This window comes from Streptomyces sp. NPDC048643, from assembly GCF_040650615.1.
Taxonomy (GTDB): domain Bacteria; phylum Actinomycetota; class Actinomycetes; order Streptomycetales; family Streptomycetaceae; genus Streptomyces.
Genome location: NZ_JBEZHO010000011.1, coordinates 106,983 through 123,154 on the forward strand (window position 1 = coordinate 106,983; position 16,172 = coordinate 123,154).

The 16,172-nt window shown below is 70.8% G+C and carries 17 protein-coding genes; 10 read left to right on the plus strand and 7 right to left on the minus strand.

From position 1 onward, the window contains the following. Window positions 1–13: 13 nt before the first annotated feature. Window positions 14–940 (plus strand): SDR family oxidoreductase, encoded by a 927-nt coding sequence (locus AB0C62_RS13945; protein WP_362972711.1) that lies wholly within the window; start codon window positions 14–16, stop codon window positions 938–940. A 120-nt stretch (window positions 941–1,060) separates the two neighbouring features. Continuing rightward, the gene (locus AB0C62_RS13950) at window positions 1,061–1,870 is read left to right on the plus strand and encodes an SDR family NAD(P)-dependent oxidoreductase (protein ID WP_362972713.1); all 810 of its coding nucleotides are present in this window, start codon (window positions 1,061–1,063) and stop codon (window positions 1,868–1,870) included. Window positions 1,871–1,876: 6 nt separating this feature from the next. On the opposite strand, the gene AB0C62_RS13955 is transcribed toward AB0C62_RS13950, so the two are convergent. Beyond that, on the minus strand, window positions 1,877–3,274 hold the full coding sequence (locus AB0C62_RS13955; protein ID WP_362972715.1) for a pyridoxal-dependent decarboxylase: 1,398 nt from the start codon (window positions 3,272–3,274) through the stop codon (window positions 1,877–1,879). Between the two features lie 191 nt (window positions 3,275–3,465). Between AB0C62_RS13955 and AB0C62_RS13960 the strand changes: the two genes are divergently transcribed. Continuing rightward, window positions 3,466–4,161 carry a L,D-transpeptidase family protein gene (locus tag AB0C62_RS13960; RefSeq protein ID WP_362972717.1) on the plus strand — a complete coding sequence of 232 codons (696 nt, stop codon included), beginning with the start codon at window positions 3,466–3,468 and terminating at the stop codon, window positions 4,159–4,161. Window positions 4,162–4,232: 71 nt separating this feature from the next. Further along, the gene (locus tag AB0C62_RS13965; protein WP_362972719.1) at window positions 4,233–4,421 is read left to right on the plus strand and encodes a hypothetical protein; all 189 of its coding nucleotides are present in this window, start codon (window positions 4,233–4,235) and stop codon (window positions 4,419–4,421) included. Between the two features lies 1 nt (window position 4,422). Here AB0C62_RS13965 and AB0C62_RS13970 read toward each other — a convergent pair whose 3' ends face one another. Beyond that, a complete protein-coding gene (locus tag AB0C62_RS13970; RefSeq protein ID WP_362972721.1) occupies window positions 4,423–5,817 on the minus strand; it encodes a S1 family peptidase in 1,395 nt (464 codons plus the stop codon). A gap of 205 nt (window positions 5,818–6,022) precedes the next feature. After that, a complete protein-coding gene (locus AB0C62_RS13975; protein ID WP_362972723.1) occupies window positions 6,023–7,375 on the minus strand; it encodes an NAD(P)/FAD-dependent oxidoreductase in 1,353 nt (450 codons plus the stop codon). 252 nt (window positions 7,376–7,627) lie between these two features. On the opposite strand from AB0C62_RS13975, the gene AB0C62_RS13980 reads away from it, so the two are divergent. Together AB0C62_RS13980 and AB0C62_RS13985 are read left to right on the plus strand one after the other, a co-directional pair. Further along, entirely contained in the window at window positions 7,628–8,269 is a 642-nt protein-coding gene (locus AB0C62_RS13980; RefSeq protein WP_362972725.1) for an HAD family acid phosphatase, read from the plus strand. Between the two features lie 54 nt (window positions 8,270–8,323). After that, complete coding sequence (locus AB0C62_RS13985; protein ID WP_362972727.1) at window positions 8,324–8,710, plus strand: PPOX class F420-dependent oxidoreductase; 387 nt, start codon at window positions 8,324–8,326, stop codon at window positions 8,708–8,710. Between the two features lie 66 nt (window positions 8,711–8,776). Here AB0C62_RS13985 and AB0C62_RS13990 read toward each other — a convergent pair whose 3' ends face one another. The 4 genes from AB0C62_RS13990 to AB0C62_RS14005 all read right to left on the minus strand — a co-directional run bounded on the left by AB0C62_RS13990 (window position 8,777) and on the right by AB0C62_RS14005 (window position 11,372). Further along, window positions 8,777–9,142 carry a hypothetical protein gene (locus AB0C62_RS13990; RefSeq protein ID WP_362972898.1) on the minus strand — a complete coding sequence of 122 codons (366 nt, stop codon included), beginning with the start codon at window positions 9,140–9,142 and terminating at the stop codon, window positions 8,777–8,779. Between the two features lie 179 nt (window positions 9,143–9,321). After that, window positions 9,322–9,993, minus strand: coding sequence for a TetR family transcriptional regulator (locus AB0C62_RS13995; RefSeq protein ID WP_362972900.1), 672 nt, complete (start codon window positions 9,991–9,993; stop codon window positions 9,322–9,324). Between the two features lie 136 nt (window positions 9,994–10,129). After that, window positions 10,130–10,489 carry a luciferase family protein gene (locus AB0C62_RS14000; RefSeq protein ID WP_362972729.1) on the minus strand — a complete coding sequence of 120 codons (360 nt, stop codon included), beginning with the start codon at window positions 10,487–10,489 and terminating at the stop codon, window positions 10,130–10,132. Window positions 10,490–10,691: 202 nt separating this feature from the next. After that, window positions 10,692–11,372, minus strand: a complete 681-nt coding sequence (locus AB0C62_RS14005; RefSeq protein ID WP_362972731.1) for a DUF6445 family protein — start codon at window positions 11,370–11,372, stop codon at window positions 10,692–10,694. Window positions 11,373–11,658: 286 nt separating this feature from the next. On the opposite strand from AB0C62_RS14005, the gene AB0C62_RS14010 reads away from it, so the two are divergent. The 4 genes from AB0C62_RS14010 to AB0C62_RS14025 all read left to right on the plus strand — a co-directional run bounded on the left by AB0C62_RS14010 (window position 11,659) and on the right by AB0C62_RS14025 (window position 16,170). Further along, complete coding sequence (locus tag AB0C62_RS14010) at window positions 11,659–12,750, plus strand: substrate-binding domain-containing protein (protein ID WP_362972733.1); 1,092 nt, start codon at window positions 11,659–11,661, stop codon at window positions 12,748–12,750. Between the two features lie 115 nt (window positions 12,751–12,865). Then, window positions 12,866–14,179 carry a sugar ABC transporter substrate-binding protein gene (locus AB0C62_RS14015; protein WP_362972734.1) on the plus strand — a complete coding sequence of 438 codons (1,314 nt, stop codon included), beginning with the start codon at window positions 12,866–12,868 and terminating at the stop codon, window positions 14,177–14,179. 102 nt (window positions 14,180–14,281) lie between these two features. Next, on the plus strand, window positions 14,282–15,244 hold the full coding sequence (locus tag AB0C62_RS14020; protein WP_362972736.1) for a sugar ABC transporter permease: 963 nt from the start codon (window positions 14,282–14,284) through the stop codon (window positions 15,242–15,244). Further along, window positions 15,241–16,170: a carbohydrate ABC transporter permease gene (locus AB0C62_RS14025; RefSeq protein ID WP_362972738.1), complete on the plus strand. Its 930-nt coding sequence runs from the start codon at window positions 15,241–15,243 to the stop codon at window positions 16,168–16,170. Before AB0C62_RS14020 ends, AB0C62_RS14025 begins: the two co-directional genes overlap by 4 nt. Window positions 16,171–16,172 lie beyond the last annotated feature (2 nt).

A 16,172-nucleotide genomic window follows, 5' to 3' on the forward strand; every position in this document is an offset into this window, starting at 1 on the left:
ACGGAGGTCGGACATGTCAGGGCCGTCGGAAGGCACGCTGCGGGACAAGGTCGCGCTGGTCGCGGGCGGGACCAGGGGAGCGGGCCGTGGGATCGCGGTGGAACTGGGCGCGGCGGGCGCCACCGTCTACGTGACCGGGCGGAGCACCCGCGCCCGGCGCTCCGAGTACGACCGTCCGGAGACCATCGAGGACACCGCCGACCTGGTCACCGCTGCAGGCGGCCGGGGCATCGCCGTCCCCACGGACCACCTCGTACCGGCCGAGGTCGAGGCCCTCGTCGCCCGCATCGCGGACGAACAGGGGCGCCTGGACGTCCTGGTGAACGACATCTGGGGCTCCGAGAAACTCTTCGAGTGGGACACCCCCGTCTGGGAGCACGACCTCGACAACGGCCTGCGCCTCCTGCGGCTCGCCGTCGAGACGCACGCCGTCACCAGCCACCACGCCCTGCCCCTGCTGCTGCGCACGTCCGGCGGCCTGGTCGTCGAGATGACCGACGGCACGGCGGAGTACAACCGCGACACCTACCGGGTCTCCTTCTTCTACGACATCGCCAAGTCGGCCGTCCTGCGCATGGCGTTCGCCCTCGGACACGAACTGGGCCCGCGCGGCGCCACGGCCGTCGCCCTCACCCCCGGCTGGATGCGCTCGGAGATCATGCTCGAAGCCTTCGGCGTGACCGAGGAGAACTGGCACGACGCCGAGGAACGCGTCCCGCACTTCGCCATCTCCGAGACGCCGTTCTACGTGGGGCGCGCGGTCGCCGCGCTGGCCGCTGACCCGGACGTCGCCCGCTGGAACGGGCAGTCGCTCTCCGGCGGTCGGCTCGCCCGGGAGTACGGCTTCACCGACCGGGACGGCAGCCGCCCGGACGCCTGGCGCTACATGGTCGAGGTCCAGGACAAGGGGAGGCCCGCGGACGTGACCGGCTACCGGTGAGGGAACCGCCCACGAGGGCGGCCGGCGCCGCAATCAGGGAGCCGGAGGTCCGCGGCCCGGACGAGATCGCGGGCGTACGACGTCTGTCGCGGCGGCGATCATGGCAGTACGTTCCCTGCCATGACTGCGATGAGGCGATTCGAGGGACACGGAGTTCTGATCACGGGCGCTGCCCGGGGCATCGGCGCGGCGACCGCCCGCCGGTTCGTCGAGGAGGGTGCCCAGGTCCTCGTCACCGACGTGGACCTGGCGGCGGCCGAGAAGGCCGCGGGCACGCTGCGCGAACTCGGCGGCCGCGCCGAGGCGTTCACCTGCGACGTGGGCGACAGGACCCAGGTCGAGGCCGCGGTGGCGTACGCGGTGGAGACCTTCGGCTCCCTCGACGTGCTGGTCAACAACGCCTACCGGTGCACCCCGGACGCCCCGCTCTTCGAGGACGAGGGGGACGAGGACTGGGCCCTGGACCTGGACATCACGCTGAGCGGCGCCTACCGCTGCTCGCGCGCGGCCCTCCCGCACCTGGTGGCCTCGGGCCGCGGCGCCATCGTCACCATCGGCTCCGTCAACGGCATCCAGGACTTCGGCAACCACGCCTACAGCGCGGCCAAGGCGGGGCTGATGTCACTCACCCGCACCCTGGCCGGGCACGCGGGCCGACGTGGGGTGCGCGTCAACCTGGTGGCGCCGGGCACCGTCCGCACGACGGCCTGGGAGGGCCGCGAGGACGATCTCGCCATCGCGTCCGGGCTGTATCCGCTCGGCAGGGTCGGCGAACCGGAAGACATCGCCGCCGCCGTCGCCTTCCTCGCCTCCGCCGACGCCTCCTGGATCACCGGCACGACCCTGCGCGTCGACGGCGGGGTGCTGGCCGTCAACACCGGCTTCCGGCAGGTTCTCCGGCGCCCTGGCGAAGACGACGCGGAAGGCTGAACGGCCTCAGGAGCGCGCGTCCGCACCGGAGCGCACGAGTGCCTCGAACACGCGGTCCGTGTCCTCCTCCGTCGTGCGCCAGTTGCTGAACGCGGCCCGCAGTCCGTGCGTCCCCGCGTAGAACGTCGGGGTCACGAACGCCTCGCCCGAGTCGGCGATCGCGGCGGCCAGCTCGCGCACCCGCCGCTCGCTCGGATCGTCGGCGAGCGTGAAGCAGACGACGTTCAGCCGGACCGGCGCGAGAAGGCGCAGTCCCGGCACGCCGGCGATCCGCTCGCCGAGACGCCGGGCGAGCGCGACGTTCCGCTCGACGATCTCGCGATGTCCCGCCCGGCCGTACGCCGCCAGGGAGAACCAGGCCGGGAGCGCCCGCAGCCGGCGGGAGTTCTCCGGCGTCAGGTGCAGGAAGTCCGGTTCGCCGGTGGGGAGTCCCAGATAGGGCGAGGCGTTGTGGAAGACCCGCACCTGGAGATCCTGGCGGCGGGTGAACTGCACGGCCGCGTCATAGGGGACGTTCAGCCACTTGTGCAGGTCGACGCAGACGGAGTCGGCCGCGTCCAGGCCCGCGACCAGTGGGGCGTACGCGGGGGACAGGGCGGCGAAGCCGCCGAACGCGGCGTCGACGTGCAGCCAGAAGTCGTGACGCTCCCGGAGCGCGGCGATCGCCCGCAGGTCGTCGAAGTCGACCGTGTTCACCGTCCCCGCGTTCGCCACGACGACGGCAGGGCCGTCGAGTGCGCCGAGCGCGGCGTCCAGCGCCGCGACGTCCACGGCCTCGCGGTTGCCGGGCAGCACCGGCACCGGACGCAGGCTGTCCCGGCCGAGGCCGAGCACGGACAGCGCTTTGGCGACGCTGGAGTGCGGGCTGCCCGACAGCACGGTCACCGGGCCCAGCGCGGCGGCGCCCTCGCGCTCGACCGACACCCCCCGGCGTTCACCGAGCCATTCCCGCGCGACGGCCAGTCCCACCGTGTTGGAGACCGTCGCCCCGCTCACGAACGCCCCGCGGTGTTCCTCGCCCAGCCCGAACAGCTCGCGCAGCCACCCGAGCGTCTCGTGCTCCAGGGCGCTCGCGAAGGAACCGGCACTCCCGGACACGTTCTGGTCGAAGGCACCGGTCAGCCAGTCCCCGGTGAGGGAGGCGGGTGTCGCGCCTCCCGTGACGAAGCCGAGGTAGCGCGGGCCGGCGGAGCCGGAGAACCCCGGTGCCCACTGACCCGCGAACCGGGCGAGGGCACCCGTCGCGCCCTCACCCTCGACGGGCAGGGGCGCGGGGCCGGGCGCGCCGCCCGGATGGGCGACCGGGCGGCCGTCCAGACCGCTCAGCTCCCGGGCGGCGACATCACGGGCGGCCTGGAGGAGTTCGGGGAAACGCGCGAGGTCCTCGGCGAGAGCGGGATGCATGAGCGCAGCCTAGGCACGTCACCCCGCCCGTGCCCCGGTCCAATCCGCAGGAACTGGACCGATGCCGAGCGACGCCGATCGGCGAGGAATGTCACCGTTCGGTCCCAGCTCGAACCGCCGCACAACGAAATGGGCTCAAGGGCGGTCTAGGCAGGCAGACAACACGATGGACACGACACGGAAGGCCCGCCATGGGGGACATACGCAGACGAGGAGCCGTCGCGCTCGGGATCACCGGACTGGTCGCACCGCTCACCCTCGCCCTGGGCGCGGCGCCCGCGCAGGCGGCGAGCTGCACCACATCCACCGGCCCGAACCAGAAGCAGGTGGAGAAGTTCCTCGGGCGTCCGGTCGACGGCCGGCAGTCGAGCGCCGACTGCAAGGCGATCAAGGCCTTCCAGACCAAGCACGGCATCACCCCGAACATCGGCTACGCGGGACCCGTCACCTGGGGCGTGATGGATCTCATGAACAAGCAGAAGGCCGTGGGCAACAAGCCCAACAAGGACGGCAAGTGCCCGGTGAACAAGGGCCGGATCGCCTGCGTCAACCTCACGCTGCAGATCAGCTGGATCCAGGACGGCAGCCGCCTGGTCTACGGTCCGGTCCCGGTCCGCACCGGCCGCAACGGCTACGAGACCCGCACCGGCCTGAAGAAGATCTACTGGCGGCACATCGACCACGTGTCGAGCATCTACCACGTGGCCATGCCCTACAGCCAGTTCTTCGACGGCGGGCAGGCCTTCCACTCGGTGGGCGTCAGCATGTGGAACCCGCCTGGCTCGCACGGCTGCGTCAACATGACCTCGACCACGGCCAAGAAGTACTGGTCGCTGCTGAAGAACGGCGACGACGTCTACGTGTATGGACGCAAGCCCGGCACCTGAGTGATGAGCTTCACGGTCCGTAATGTCGTCCGGTGTACCTTTACTCACATCGTCTTCACGGCAAGGACCGTATGCTTCACATCATGTCCACCACTCCTGACACCGAGACCAGGCGCTCTGCCGACCAGGTCAACGAGGAGATTAGGGCCCTGTGGTTCCGGGCGGGCGGGACGCTGAGCATGGAAGAGCGGCGGGAGTACCAGCGGCTTGTGCTCGAGTGGGCACAAGCCGACTCGCCCTCGGCCACACAGGCCGCCTGACTCACCCCCAACTCTGGGAGTACTGCCTCCGATAGGCCTTGCGGTCCTGCTCCGAGCGGACGAAGCGTGTCGCCACCAGCGCGATGATGCTTCCCGCGATGACGAGCAGGCCCGGGCCGACGTTCCGCGGGTCCGTGATCCGTGACACGAACGTCTGCGCCGTCCCCGAACCGCCCACCGCCTCCACCGCGCCGGGTGCCACCGACCCCGGTGCCGCGGCCGCGCCCCGCGAGGCCGCCGAAGCCTGCGCGGAGGGCGCGATCGACGAGGTCGCCGCCGCGCCGCCGGCGCCCTGCCCCTGACCGGCGAGCTGTACTCCGAGCGCCGTGAGGGCCTTCGTCACCGGCTGGAAGAACGTCGTACCGCCGCTCGTGCAGTCGCCGTTGCCGCCCGAGGTCACCCCGAGCGCGATGCCCTCGGAGAACAACGGGCCTCCGCTGTCGCCCGGTTCGGCGCACACCGTGGTCTCGATCAGCCCGGTCACCGTCCCCTCCGGGTAGTTGACCGTCGCACCCAGCGCGGTCACCTTCCCGTCGCGCAGACCACTGGTGCTGCCACTGCGGAAGACCCGCTGTCCGACGGCCGGATCGGCGGCGCCGTTGATCCGTACACCGTTGCCGCCGCCGATCGCGACGATGTTGCTCCCCGCGGCAGGCGCCTGCCCGGCGTCGTACTGCACGAGGGAGAAGTCGCTGCCGGGAAAGGCCGTCGTGACGGTCCGACCCACCTGTTGGCGCGCTGAGTTGTCGGAGAACCACACGGAACCGGCCGGACCGCAGTGCCCGGCCGTGAGGATGAACTCGCCACTCGCGTTGGTGACGTTGAAGCCCGCCGAACAGCGCCCTCCCGTGGAGAAGATCGCCGAGGCGCCGTTCACCCGGGTGGTGAACGTGCCCTGGGTGCGCCGCATCCGCACCTCGTCCCCGATGCCGTCGGCCAGCTTCGTCATCCGCGACCAGTCCGACGCCGAGACGGTGCTGTCCGCCTGCACGACGACCTCGTTCTTCGTGTAGTCCACCGCCCAGGCGGTACCCGGCACCCGCGGCGCCGAACTCAGCTCACGTGTCGCCGACTTGAGGTCACGCATGCTGTGCGGCACGACCTTCGGGCGGGCACCGGCCCGCTTCACCTCCGCTGCCGCGTCCGTGTCGGTGACCGCGACGACGGGGCGCCCGTCGTCGGCGACCCACGTCCCGGCGGTGCGCGCGGTGCCCAGCCGGGACACCAGCCCCGCCCCCGTCGTGACGGCCGACCGCACCGAACTCCCCGTGGCACGCGACGAGTCGGACGGTTCGCTCGCCATCGCGTGCGTCACCATCAGGCCTCCGCAGAGCAGGCCGCCGACAGCCGCGAACCGCGCCCCCCGTCGGACGATCCGTCGTCGTGCGTGCCTCATGCGGGGGCTCCCGAAGCCGAGCGGAGGCGGCCTCACAGCCGCCGGGAGCTCCGGTCGAGAGCCCTCCCCTCATACGTGCGCCCCCGCCCGCGCGTTCACCGCCATCGTGAAGGGGCGGTGACGCGCGGACGGAGGCGAGAACGTGGTGCTCCTGGAGCCAGGTCACCCCACGGGACCGACGGACCGACGAGGGTCCGAACCGCCGCTACGTGTGGGCGCGGGTCCGGGCGGTCACTTCCTCCGGCGTCAGGTAGACGTCCGTGCGCTCGAAGTCCCGCAGCGTGCCCTTGCGGCCCGCGAGGAAGCCGGTGCGCACGAAGTCGTCGCCCGCGACGGCGTTGAGCAGCCAGTTGGCGGTCGTACGGAACCGGGCCGACCCGGTGGGCAGCGCGTACAGGTGATAGCCGCGGGCCACGACCTGGGCGGGCACGCCCTTGAGACCGATGCCCAGCGGCTTGGAGACGGCGTCGTGGCCGCCGAGGTCGACCACCAGGCCGAGGTCCTTGTGCCGGTACGGCAGGGTGGGCTGCCCGCGCAGCTTCGCCGCGAGGACCTTGGCCGCGTGCCGGCCCTGCCGGGCCGCGTGCTGCGCGGTCGGCGGACAGGGGGAGCCGTCCCCCTTCGCCAGGTCGGGCACCGCCGCCGCGTCACCCAGAGCGAACACGCCGTCGAGCCCCGGCACCCTGAAGTCGGGCTCCGTGACGATCCTGCCGCGCACGGTCTCCGCGCCCAGCGAGTCCACCAGCGGGCTCGCCGCGACACCGGCCGTCCAGACCAGCGTCCGCGAGGGCAGCACCCGCCCGTCGGTGAGGGTGATCTCGTCCTTGGTGACGGAGGCGACGGTCGTCCCCAGCGAGATGTGCAGGCCCCGGTCGCTCAGCATCCGCATCGCGCTCGCGCCCAGCTTGTCGCCCAGCTCGGGCAGCAGCTTCGGCGCGACGTCGACCAGGTGCCACTTGATGAGACCGGGATCGATGCGGGGGTGATAGCGCTTCGCCGCCGCCGTCGTCAGCCGCTGAAGACAGGCCGCCGTCTCGGTGCCGGCGTATCCGCCGCCGACCACGACGAACTGGAGCCGCGCCGCCTGCTCCGTGTCGTCCGTCGTGGCCGCGGCCAGGTCGAGCTGGGCGATCACATGGTCGCGCAGGTACACCGCCTGGGAGAGCGTCTTCATGCCGCGCGCCTCGTCGGCCAGGCCGGGGATGTCGAAGGTGCGGGTCACGCTGCCCGGAGTCAGCACCAGATAGTCGTAGGGCAGATCGACCAGATCACCGGTGATCTTGCGGACGACGCACACCTTGGCCTGGGTGTCGACGCCGATCACCCCGCCCGGGACCAGCGCGGTGCGGCGCAGGATCCGGCGCAGCGAGGGGGCGACGGACTGCGGCGTCAGGACTCCGGCGGCGACATGGGGCAGGAGGGGCAGATACAGCTGGTAGTCCGTGGGGCTGACCAGGGTGATCCGCGCCTCGCCCTGGGCGAGCGTCCGCTCCAGACCGCGGGCGGCCTCGACCCCGGCGAAACCGCCGCCGACGATGACGATGTTCGGTGCGTGCATCCGAGCAGCCCTCTCTCCGCTGTTGCCCCGCCGCGAGCCCAGGCTCACACGGGACGCGGACGTCTGCCACCGCACCGGGGGCCACCGGGCCGCCCCCACGTTTCTCTACCGATCAGTAACTGTCTCTTCCCTCTCCGTACACGCGCTGCCAGGATCATGTCAGCCGCGGCGACGGGCCAACACCGCCGCCGTAGCGCTGTGCGCGCACTCCACAGACAGACCTGAGACGTGAGACGTGAAAAGGGGACTGGCATGACGGGACGCGGTGTGGGACGCCGGCTGGGCGCGGTGTCGGCGGTCGTGGCGCTGGGCATCGGAGGAACGGTCACGGCGGCGGGGTCCGCCGCGGCGGCACCGGCACCGGTACGGGCGGTCGCGAGCACGACGGCGACGGCCGACGTCGACTACGCCACCTGGCAGCGCGACGTCCAGGGGGTCGTCGACCAGGCGACGCCGTACGTCGCCCAGCGCACCGCGAACGCCGGCGGCCAGAAACTCGCGCTGGTCTTCGACATCGACAACACCACGCTGGAGACGGACTTCCACCCCTGGTACCAGCTCCCCACACCCGCGGTGCAGGCGTCCCTGGAGCTCGCCCGGTACGCGCACTCCCGCGGTGTCGCCGTCTTCTTCGTCACCGCGCGTCCCGGCATCATCGCCTCGGAGACGAAGTGGAACCTGCGGAGCGTCGGCTACCCGGTGGACGGCCTCTACGTCCGTGATCTGCCCGACCTCTTCGACGAGGTGAGCGCCTACAAGACCGGCAAGCGCGCCCGGATCGAGTCCCTCGGCTACACGATCATCGCCAACGTCGGCAACAACACGACGGACCTGGTCGGCGGCCACGCCGAGCGCACCTTCAAGCTGCCGGACTACGACGGCCAGTTGTCCTAGGACGGGCCCGGCTCCGCCGGGTGCCGGGCCCTGGGGCGCGCTTACACTTCCGCCATGGACGAGGTCTCGCTGGACACCCTGGGCTCGGGCAAGTACCTGCTGATCACCAGCTATCGCAAGAACGGCACCGGCGTCGCCACACCGGTGTGGGTCGTACGGGACGGCCCCGCGCTCGGCGCGTGGACGACCACCGACAGCTGGAAGGTGAAGCGGATCCGCAACCGTGCCGACGTACTGGTCGGCCCCTGCGACGTCCGCGGCAGGCCCACGAGAGAGCCGGTGCCCGCCACGGCGGAGATCGTCGGCGCGGAGGACACCGCCCGCTACCGGAAGCTCATCGCCCGCAAGTACGGGCTGATGGGCCGGCTGACCCTGTTCGGCAGCCGCCTGCGCCGCGGCGAGAGCGGAACGGTCGGCATCCGGATCACGCCGACCACGTGAAGCGGGCACGCGTAGGGGGATCCCGGACCGGGATCCCCCTACGCGTGTGACCGTGACGCCGCCGCCTCAACTCCAGGCGCTGTACGGGCCGTCGACGAGCTGGAAGACCGGCTGGCGGCGCACCGGGTCCTGGGCGGTGGAGAGCTGGACCCGGTCACCGCTGTGGATGGTCGCGGGCGAACCCATCACGCGGCCGCGGACGGTGAACCCCTCCGTCATCTCGATGAGGGAGACGTTGCGGGCTGCGGGGGTGTTGCGGTGGATCACGGTGGAGTGCCGCACGACACCCATGCCCGCGCTCGCCTCCGTCCGCAGCTCACTGCCCGCGCACACGGGGCAGATGAGGCGGCTGTACATGGCGCTGGCGCACCAGCGGCACCGCTGGAAGAGGAGACGGTCTCCGGGGTGTTCGTCGGCGGCGGCGTCCAGCACGTCGGTCGCGTGGCCGAGGCCCGGGGGGAGGGCGCTTCCTGGGTGGTACACGATGTCAACTCCCTGCGCTCGGCCGGAATCTCAGGTGCGCGGCGCGCCGTGCACACCGACAGCGTATGGCACTGAGTGTCACCCGTAAAGGCACTCCGTACCCTCAGAATGTGAGGATACGGAGAGGGTCAGTCCCGCCCGAACGCCGACTCGATCTCCTGCACCACGCGCCACATCGGTGCCCCGCGCCGGGAGACCACCACGACCACGTCCTCCGGCGCCTCGGCGGCGGCTGCTCCGGGCGACCCGCCGAACGTCTCCTGCACGTACCCGAGCGCCTGGTCGACGGCTGCCTCGGCGTCGCCCTTGCCGTCCGAACGCAACCAGGAACGCAGGCCGTTGTTGTGCGCGGCCACCACGGCGGCGGCGACCACATCGGCGCGCAGCGTGCCGCCGGGCCGTCCCGCGGAGCGGCCACGGAGGTACTCGGCGAGGGCGCGCTCGTAACGCCAGACGACGGACAGCTCGTAGGCGCGCAGCCCCGGGACCTTCTTGGTGAGGCGGTAGCGCTGGACGGAGAACGTCGGGTTCTCCGCGTACATGCGCAGTACGAGCCGCGCGGCGTCGCAGACCCGCCGCACCGGGTCGTCCGTGGTGCCGTCCCCCTCGTCCAGGAACGCCTTCATGTCGGCCAGGCAGCGCTCGTGGTCGGGGAAGACCACGTCCTCCTTGGAGGGGAAGTAGCGGAAGAACGAACGGCGTCCGACGCCGGCGAGCGCCACGATGTCGTCGACGGTGGTCCCCTCGTAGCCCCGCTCCAGGAAGAGCTGGAAGGCGGCCCCGACCAGGGCGTCCCGCATCGGCGGCCGGACGGTGGACGGGTCGGCGCAAGCGGCGGGCCCAGGTGCCTCGTTCATGGTCGGAAACTAGCACCGAAACGGACACCGTGGCACTCGGTACCCACCACGGAGGGAACTGAGTGCCCAGCCTCGGACGTCAGCGGTCGTTGCAGGCGGCCGACAGGGCGTCGTCGCCCGCGAGGTGACCGGTCATGTGGGCCTGCAGGGCGACGCTCACCAGGGTGAGCAGCAGGTCGATGTCGGAGTCGACCTCCAGGTGGATGGTCACCCAGCGGGAGCCGGGCACCATGCGGACGGCCGTCGAGTCCCTGAGGTGGTCCTCGAACCGCCGGATCGCCCGGTCGGTGAGGTGCAGGTCCACGTCCTGGTCCGAGTGGAAGTGGAGGATCTCGGCCCGGGCCGCGCCGAGGGCCCGGCCCGTGCCGCAGCTCGGCAGGGTCTCCGCGAGGTCGGGCCATACGGCCAGTCGCGTCATGGCTCTGGAGGCCAAGGTCATATGCCCATCATGACCAGATCATCGCCCGGCCACCAGAACTTGAGCACGATGTAACCCGGTCTCGGCGCGGGAATGTCCCGTTGGCGTCGACTGCTCGAGGTCCCCCCGGGCCGTCCGCCGTCCGTTCCGGACGGCGCAGGGTGGCGCAGGGCGGCCCGGACCTCCCGGTCCGGGCCGCCCCTGCCGGGATTGCACCCCGCGTTCACGCCATCCAGAAGAAGACGGCGGTCATCCGCTTGTCCTCCATCGTGGTCCCGCAGTAGTCGGTGGCGGTGTGCATCAGGTTGGCGTTGTAGAGGAGCAGCCGGTTGTAGCGGTGCGGCACGCGGATGTCCTCGACGAAGGAGTCCGGGGGGACGAAGCGGGTCCCGAGCGCCTCGACCAGGTTGTTGTGCGGCGCCGCGACCACGTTGCCGCCCAGCCGTCCGCCCGGCAGGTTCTGCCGGAAGAAGCTCGTCCCGCAGTCCTTGGGGACGTTCGGGTTCAGATAGAGCACCGCGGCGTACCGGCACAGGGCGCGGGAGTCGGTGTGCGGGCGCGGTTCCCCCTCGTCCTTGCCGACGACCTGGACGCAGTTGTGGTTGAGGGTGGCGCCGGAGGGCGTCGTCTGCTGCCACAGTTCCCGGGCGCCGGTCGCCCTCTTCACCAGCCGCTCCACGCGCCCCAGTTCGGCCGGCTCCAGACCGGGCATGGTGCGCAGCCCTGGCCAGCTCTCCGACGTGTACGGATGACCCTTGACCCAGTCGTCCTTGGCGACACACCGGGACCGAACGGCGTCGGGGTCGGGCAGCACGTCGTCGAAGACCCAGTAGTCCCTGTCGCGCGTGGGTTTCCGGTAGGGGAGGACCGGGAGCGCGGGTGTTCTCGCAGGTTGTGGGGGCATGCGGCCGACGATATTGATGCATGTGTCAGCGATCTCCAGGGAATTGGTCAACCTTCCGTGGGGTTGGTCAACCTTCCGTCAACTCGGCCGTCCGCGCGCGGCGGTCCCGGGTGCGCACCCGGTGGGCGGAGGCCGTGGGCGTGCGTCTGATCGCTCCGTGCGCGCCCGCTGCTCGATCGTATTGAGCGAAAGCGATCGATACGATGGTGGGCGTACAGTGACCTCACGGGATCACGCTCCGCGTTCGCCCGTAGATCGTCCGTCCGGCCTTGCCCCAGGGGGAGCCATGCGACTGCACGTCGACCAGCGTCATGAGCGGGTACTCGAACTCGTCCGGGAGCGCGGCAGTCTCCGTGTCGCCGACCTCGCGGCCGAACTCGGTGTCTCCGCGGTGACCTTGCGGCGCGACGTGGAGAGCCTGGCCGCGCAGGGCCGGGTGCAGCGGCTGCACGGAGCGGTGGTGTGGCCGGGGGACACGGCGGCGGAGGAACGGCCCCGTCCGGTGTCCGCCGAGGGCACCGTGATCGGAATGATCGTGCCAACCACCAACTACATCTTCGCCGACATCGTCCGCGGGGCCCGCGAGGCCGTCGGTGCCCAGGGCGGGCGGCTCGTCCTCGGGATGACCGGATACGTCGACTCCGAGGACGCCGTCCAGGCGGAACACCTGGTGGCGGGCGGTGCGGAGGGACTACTCGTCGCGCCCAGCTGGTTCGGCGGCGTGCCGGTGGACGGGCAGGAGAAGTGGCTCCTGGACTGCCCGGTGCCGGCCGTCCTGGTCGAGCGGTCCGCGCCCGCCGGGAACCCCGCGGCCGGTCTCGACCGGGTCCGCACCGACCGGGCGCACGGCGCGGCCGTGGCGGTGGGGCACTTCGCGTCCCTGGGCCACCGGCGGATCACCGCGGTCCTCCAGGAAGGCCCGCACGCGGCACAGATCTCCTCCGGTTTCCTGGCCGCCGTGCGCTCCCTCGGCCTGGACGTCGACGCCGGCGCGCCGTCCGTGCGTGAGCACGGGGACTACGAGGCGAGCATCGACTACCTCGTGGAGGCGGTGGAGAAGCGCGGCGTCACCGCGGCCCTGGTGCACAGCGACGAGGACGCCATCGTGCTGGTGCCCAAGCTCCAGGCGCGCGGCATCGGTGTGCCCGGCGACCTCGCGCTGATCGCCTACGACGACGAGGTCGCCGGTCTCGCCGACGTCCCGCTGACGGCCATCGCGCCGCCGAAGCGGTCGGTGGGGGAGCTGGCCGCCAAGCTGCTGCTCCAGCGGCTCGCGGAGCGGGCGGGCGGTCAACGCCCGGCGCCCCGGCAACACCTCGAACTGCTCCCCGAGTTGAGGGTCCGCTCGTCCTGCGGTGGCGCGACGCCGAAGAGCTGAGCGTTCTGCGATCGTTTTGATTGTCGTGGTCGAACGCTCTTGACTCTGATCGTGTGCGCACAAATGATGTCCTGCATCCGCCTCTTCCCGTACGAGGTCTCGTAGGAGCCGTGCAATGACGCGCACTTCTCGTTCGTTCCGTATAGCCGCCACCGCCACCGCCACCGTCGCCGCCCTCGGCCTGCTCGCCACCGCGTGCGGCGGCGACGACGGCGGTTCCGCCGCCGCGTCGGACGGCAAGCCGGTCACCCTGACCTACTGGACCTGGACACTCGGGGCCAAGTCGACCGTCGACGCGTTCAACAAGACGCACAAGGACATCCAGGTCAAGCTGACCGAGATCCCCAGCGGCACCGAGGGATACAGCAAGATGTCCAACGCGGTGAAGGGCGGCAACGCGCCCGACGTGGCGACCATCGAGTACCAGATGGTCCCGGAGTTCGCGAGCCAGGGAAACCTGATCGATCTGACCAAGTACGCCGGTGAAACGGTCAAGTCGAAGTTCCCCGACGCCGTGCAGAGCCTGGTCACCTTCGGCGGCAGAACCTGGACCGTCCCCTACGACGTCGCGCCGCAGCTCTACTACTACCGGACCGACCTGTTCAAGAAGTACGGCATCGACGTCCCCAAGACCTGGGCCGACTTCAAGACCGCGGCGGCCGAGGTGAAGAAGCAGGACAAGAACGTCCGGCTCGCCTCCATGCCGAAGTCCGACTCGGCGCTCCTCGCGGCCCTCGCCTGGCAGGCCGGCGGCAAGTGGTTCACCACCGAGGGCGACGCGTGGAAGCCCGCCGTGAACGACGCGCCCAGCAAGAAGGTCGCCGCCTACTGGGACGGGCTCATCAAGGACGGCCTCGTCCAGTCGTACACCGCGTACAGCCCCGAGGAGACCAAGGCCCGCACGTCCGGGAAGACGCTCTCCTTCCTCGGCGCCTCCTGGTCGGCCGGCGGTCTGAAGACCGCCATGCCGGACCTCTCCGGGAAGTGGGCCGCCGCGCCCCTGCCGAACTGGGGCACCCCCGCCACCGGCAACTACGGCGGTACCTCCTACGGCGTCCTCAAGGGCAGTGAACACGCCGAGCAGGCGGCCGAGTTCATCAAGTGGCTCACCACGGACAAGGCCGGTGTCGAGGCCCGGCTCGCCGACCTGGAGTCGCCGAGCAGCGCGGTTCCGGCCGACCCCGCGATGCGCGAGGTGGCCGCCGCCAAGTTCGACACCGCGTACCTGAACGGCCAGGACCTCTACAAGCTCGCCTCCGAGCAGGTCGACGCGATCGTCCCCGGCTGGACCTGGGGACCGAACCAGCTCGACGTCTACACCGCCGTCCAGGACGCCACGGCCAAGTCCGGATTTGCGGGCGGCATCGAGGCCGGCCAGCGCAAGGCCGAGTCGGGGATCACCGAGCGCGGCCTGAAGCTCGCCAAGTGACCTGACGGGTCCGGCCGTTCGTCTCACGCGACCCGGCCGGACCCGGTCACCGTCCTCTTCCCCGCACTCCCCGAAGCGTCCAGTCCGCCAAGGAGCCCCACCGTGGCAGCACCTCTCGCCCCGGCCGCGAAGGCCCGGCACACCTCCCCGGCGAAACCCCCGGGCCCCTCGAAGCTACGGCGCAGCCAGCGCCGGGCGGCGGCCCTCTTCGTCACCCCGTTCTTCGTCCTGTTCGCCGCGGTCATGGCGGCGCCCATCGGCTACGCCGTGTGGATGAGCCTCTTCCAGGAACGTTCCTCGGGACTCGGCTTCGGCGGCACCGAACGCGTCTTCTCCGGGCTCGGCAACTACAGCAAGGCCCTGTCCGACGCCGGGTTCCGGGCCTCCTTCGCCCACATCGCGCTCTACTGCGCCCTGTACATCCCGGTGATGATCGGCGGCTCGCTCGTCCTCGCGCTGCTCGTCGACTCCGCGATGGCCCGTGCCAAACGGTTCTTCCAGCTCGCCCTGTTCCTGCCGCACGCGATCCCCGGACTGATCGCCTCGATCATCTGGATCTACCTGTACACCCCGGGCCTCAGCCCCGTGCTCGACGGGATCGGCGCCCTCGGCGGCTCATGGGACTTCTACAGCAACGACCATGTGCTCTCCTCCATGGTCAACCTGTGCGCCTGGCAGTGGATCGGCTACAACATGGTCATCTTCTACGCGGCGCTGCAGGCCGTACCGCGCGAGACGATCGAGGCGGCCGTCGTGGACGGCGCCGGCGCCATCCGCACCGCCCTGCAGATCAAGGTCCCGCTGATCGCCTCCGCCGTCGTCATGACCGTCCTGTTCACCTGCGTCGGCGCCATCCAGATCTTCACCGAGCCCAAGCTGCTCAACCAGCGCGGAGCGCCCTCCGTCGACACCGAGTGGTCACCGACCCTGTTCATCTGGAAGGCCGGCTTCGTGCAGCACGACTACGGACTCGCCGCCGCCGCGTCCCTGCTGCTGGCCCTCCTCGGCGTGATCCTCTCCTACATCGTCACCCGGCTCGGCAACCGGTGGAAGGCCGCCTCATGAGCACCCTCACCCCCACCACCAGCCCGGCCCGCCCTCGGACCGACCCCGAGCCCACGGCCGCCGCACCGAAGACCCGGCGCCGCACCTCACCCGGCGTACTGCTGTCCAAGGGCGTGGTCAACGGCCTGCTGATCGTCGCGGCCTTCTACACCCTGATGCCGGTGAGCTGGCTGCTGATGGCCGCCACGAAGAACCCCCGGGACCTCTTCGGCACCTCGGGCTTCGCCCTCGGCGACTTCAACCTGTTCACCAACCTGCATCACGTCTTCACCTTCAACGACGGCATCTACCTGCGCTGGTTCGGCAACAGCGTCCTGTACTCGGTCGTCGGCTCGGCGGCCTCGACGTTCCTGTCCGTGGCCACCGGCTACGCCTTCGACAAGTACGACTTCAAGGGCAAGGAGAAACTGTTCGCGGCGGTCCTCGGCGGCGTCCTCGTCCCCACCACCGTGATCCAGCTCCCGATGTACCTGCTCGCCACCAAGGTCGGCGTCGTCAACACCTACTGGGCCCTCCTGCTGCCCGCGCTGGTGAACCCCTTCGGCGTCTACCTGGCCCGCGTCTTCTCCGAGGGTTACGTCCCGAACGAGGTCCTGGAGGCCGCCCGCGTCGACGGCGCGGGAGAGGTGCGCACCTTCGCCGGGATCGCGCTGCCGATGCTCGCCCCCGCCTTCATGACGATCTTCCTGTTCTCGTTCACCGCCAGCTGGAACAACTTCTTCGGCGCCCTCGTCATGCTGAACGACGAGAAGCTCTACCCGGTCAACCTCGGCCTGTTCATGTGGAACAGCGTCACGCAGCAACAGCCCGAGTACTACTCGCTCGTGATCACCGGCTCGCTCGTCGCCGTCGTCCCGCTCATCGTCGCCTTCGTCTGCCTCCAGCGCTTCTGGCGCTCGGGCCTGACCGCGGGTGCGGTGAAGTGACC

What these genes read in the sequence shown, in the direction of transcription:
- AB0C62_RS13945 (WP_362972711.1), top strand. Translation starts at nt 14, where the DNA reads ATGTCAGGGCCGTCGGAAGGCACGCTGCGGGACAAGGTCGCGCTGGTC.
- AB0C62_RS13950 (WP_362972713.1), top strand. Translation starts at nt 1,061, where the DNA reads ATGACTGCGATGAGGCGATTCGAGGGACACGGAGTTCTGATCACGGGC.
- AB0C62_RS13955 (WP_362972715.1), bottom strand. Translation starts at nt 3,274, where the DNA reads ATGCATCCCGCTCTCGCCGAGGACCTCGCGCGTTTCCCCGAACTCCTC.
- AB0C62_RS13960 (WP_362972717.1), top strand. Translation starts at nt 3,466, where the DNA reads ATGGGGGACATACGCAGACGAGGAGCCGTCGCGCTCGGGATCACCGGA.
- AB0C62_RS13965 (WP_362972719.1), top strand. Translation starts at nt 4,233, where the DNA reads ATGCTTCACATCATGTCCACCACTCCTGACACCGAGACCAGGCGCTCT.
- AB0C62_RS13970 (WP_362972721.1), bottom strand. Translation starts at nt 5,817, where the DNA reads ATGAGGCACGCACGACGACGGATCGTCCGACGGGGGGCGCGGTTCGCG.
- AB0C62_RS13975 (WP_362972723.1), bottom strand. Translation starts at nt 7,375, where the DNA reads ATGCACGCACCGAACATCGTCATCGTCGGCGGCGGTTTCGCCGGGGTC.
- AB0C62_RS13980 (WP_362972725.1), top strand. Translation starts at nt 7,628, where the DNA reads ATGACGGGACGCGGTGTGGGACGCCGGCTGGGCGCGGTGTCGGCGGTC.
- AB0C62_RS13985 (WP_362972727.1), top strand. Translation starts at nt 8,324, where the DNA reads ATGGACGAGGTCTCGCTGGACACCCTGGGCTCGGGCAAGTACCTGCTG.
- AB0C62_RS13995 (WP_362972900.1), bottom strand. Translation starts at nt 9,993, where the DNA reads ATGCGGGACGCCCTGGTCGGGGCCGCCTTCCAGCTCTTCCTGGAGCGG.
- AB0C62_RS14000 (WP_362972729.1), bottom strand. Translation starts at nt 10,489, where the DNA reads ATGACCTTGGCCTCCAGAGCCATGACGCGACTGGCCGTATGGCCCGAC.
- AB0C62_RS14005 (WP_362972731.1), bottom strand. Translation starts at nt 11,372, where the DNA reads ATGCCCCCACAACCTGCGAGAACACCCGCGCTCCCGGTCCTCCCCTAC.
- AB0C62_RS14010 (WP_362972733.1), top strand. Translation starts at nt 11,659, where the DNA reads ATGCGACTGCACGTCGACCAGCGTCATGAGCGGGTACTCGAACTCGTC.
- AB0C62_RS14015 (WP_362972734.1), top strand. Translation starts at nt 12,866, where the DNA reads ATGACGCGCACTTCTCGTTCGTTCCGTATAGCCGCCACCGCCACCGCC.
- AB0C62_RS14025 (WP_362972738.1), top strand. Translation starts at nt 15,241, where the DNA reads ATGAGCACCCTCACCCCCACCACCAGCCCGGCCCGCCCTCGGACCGAC.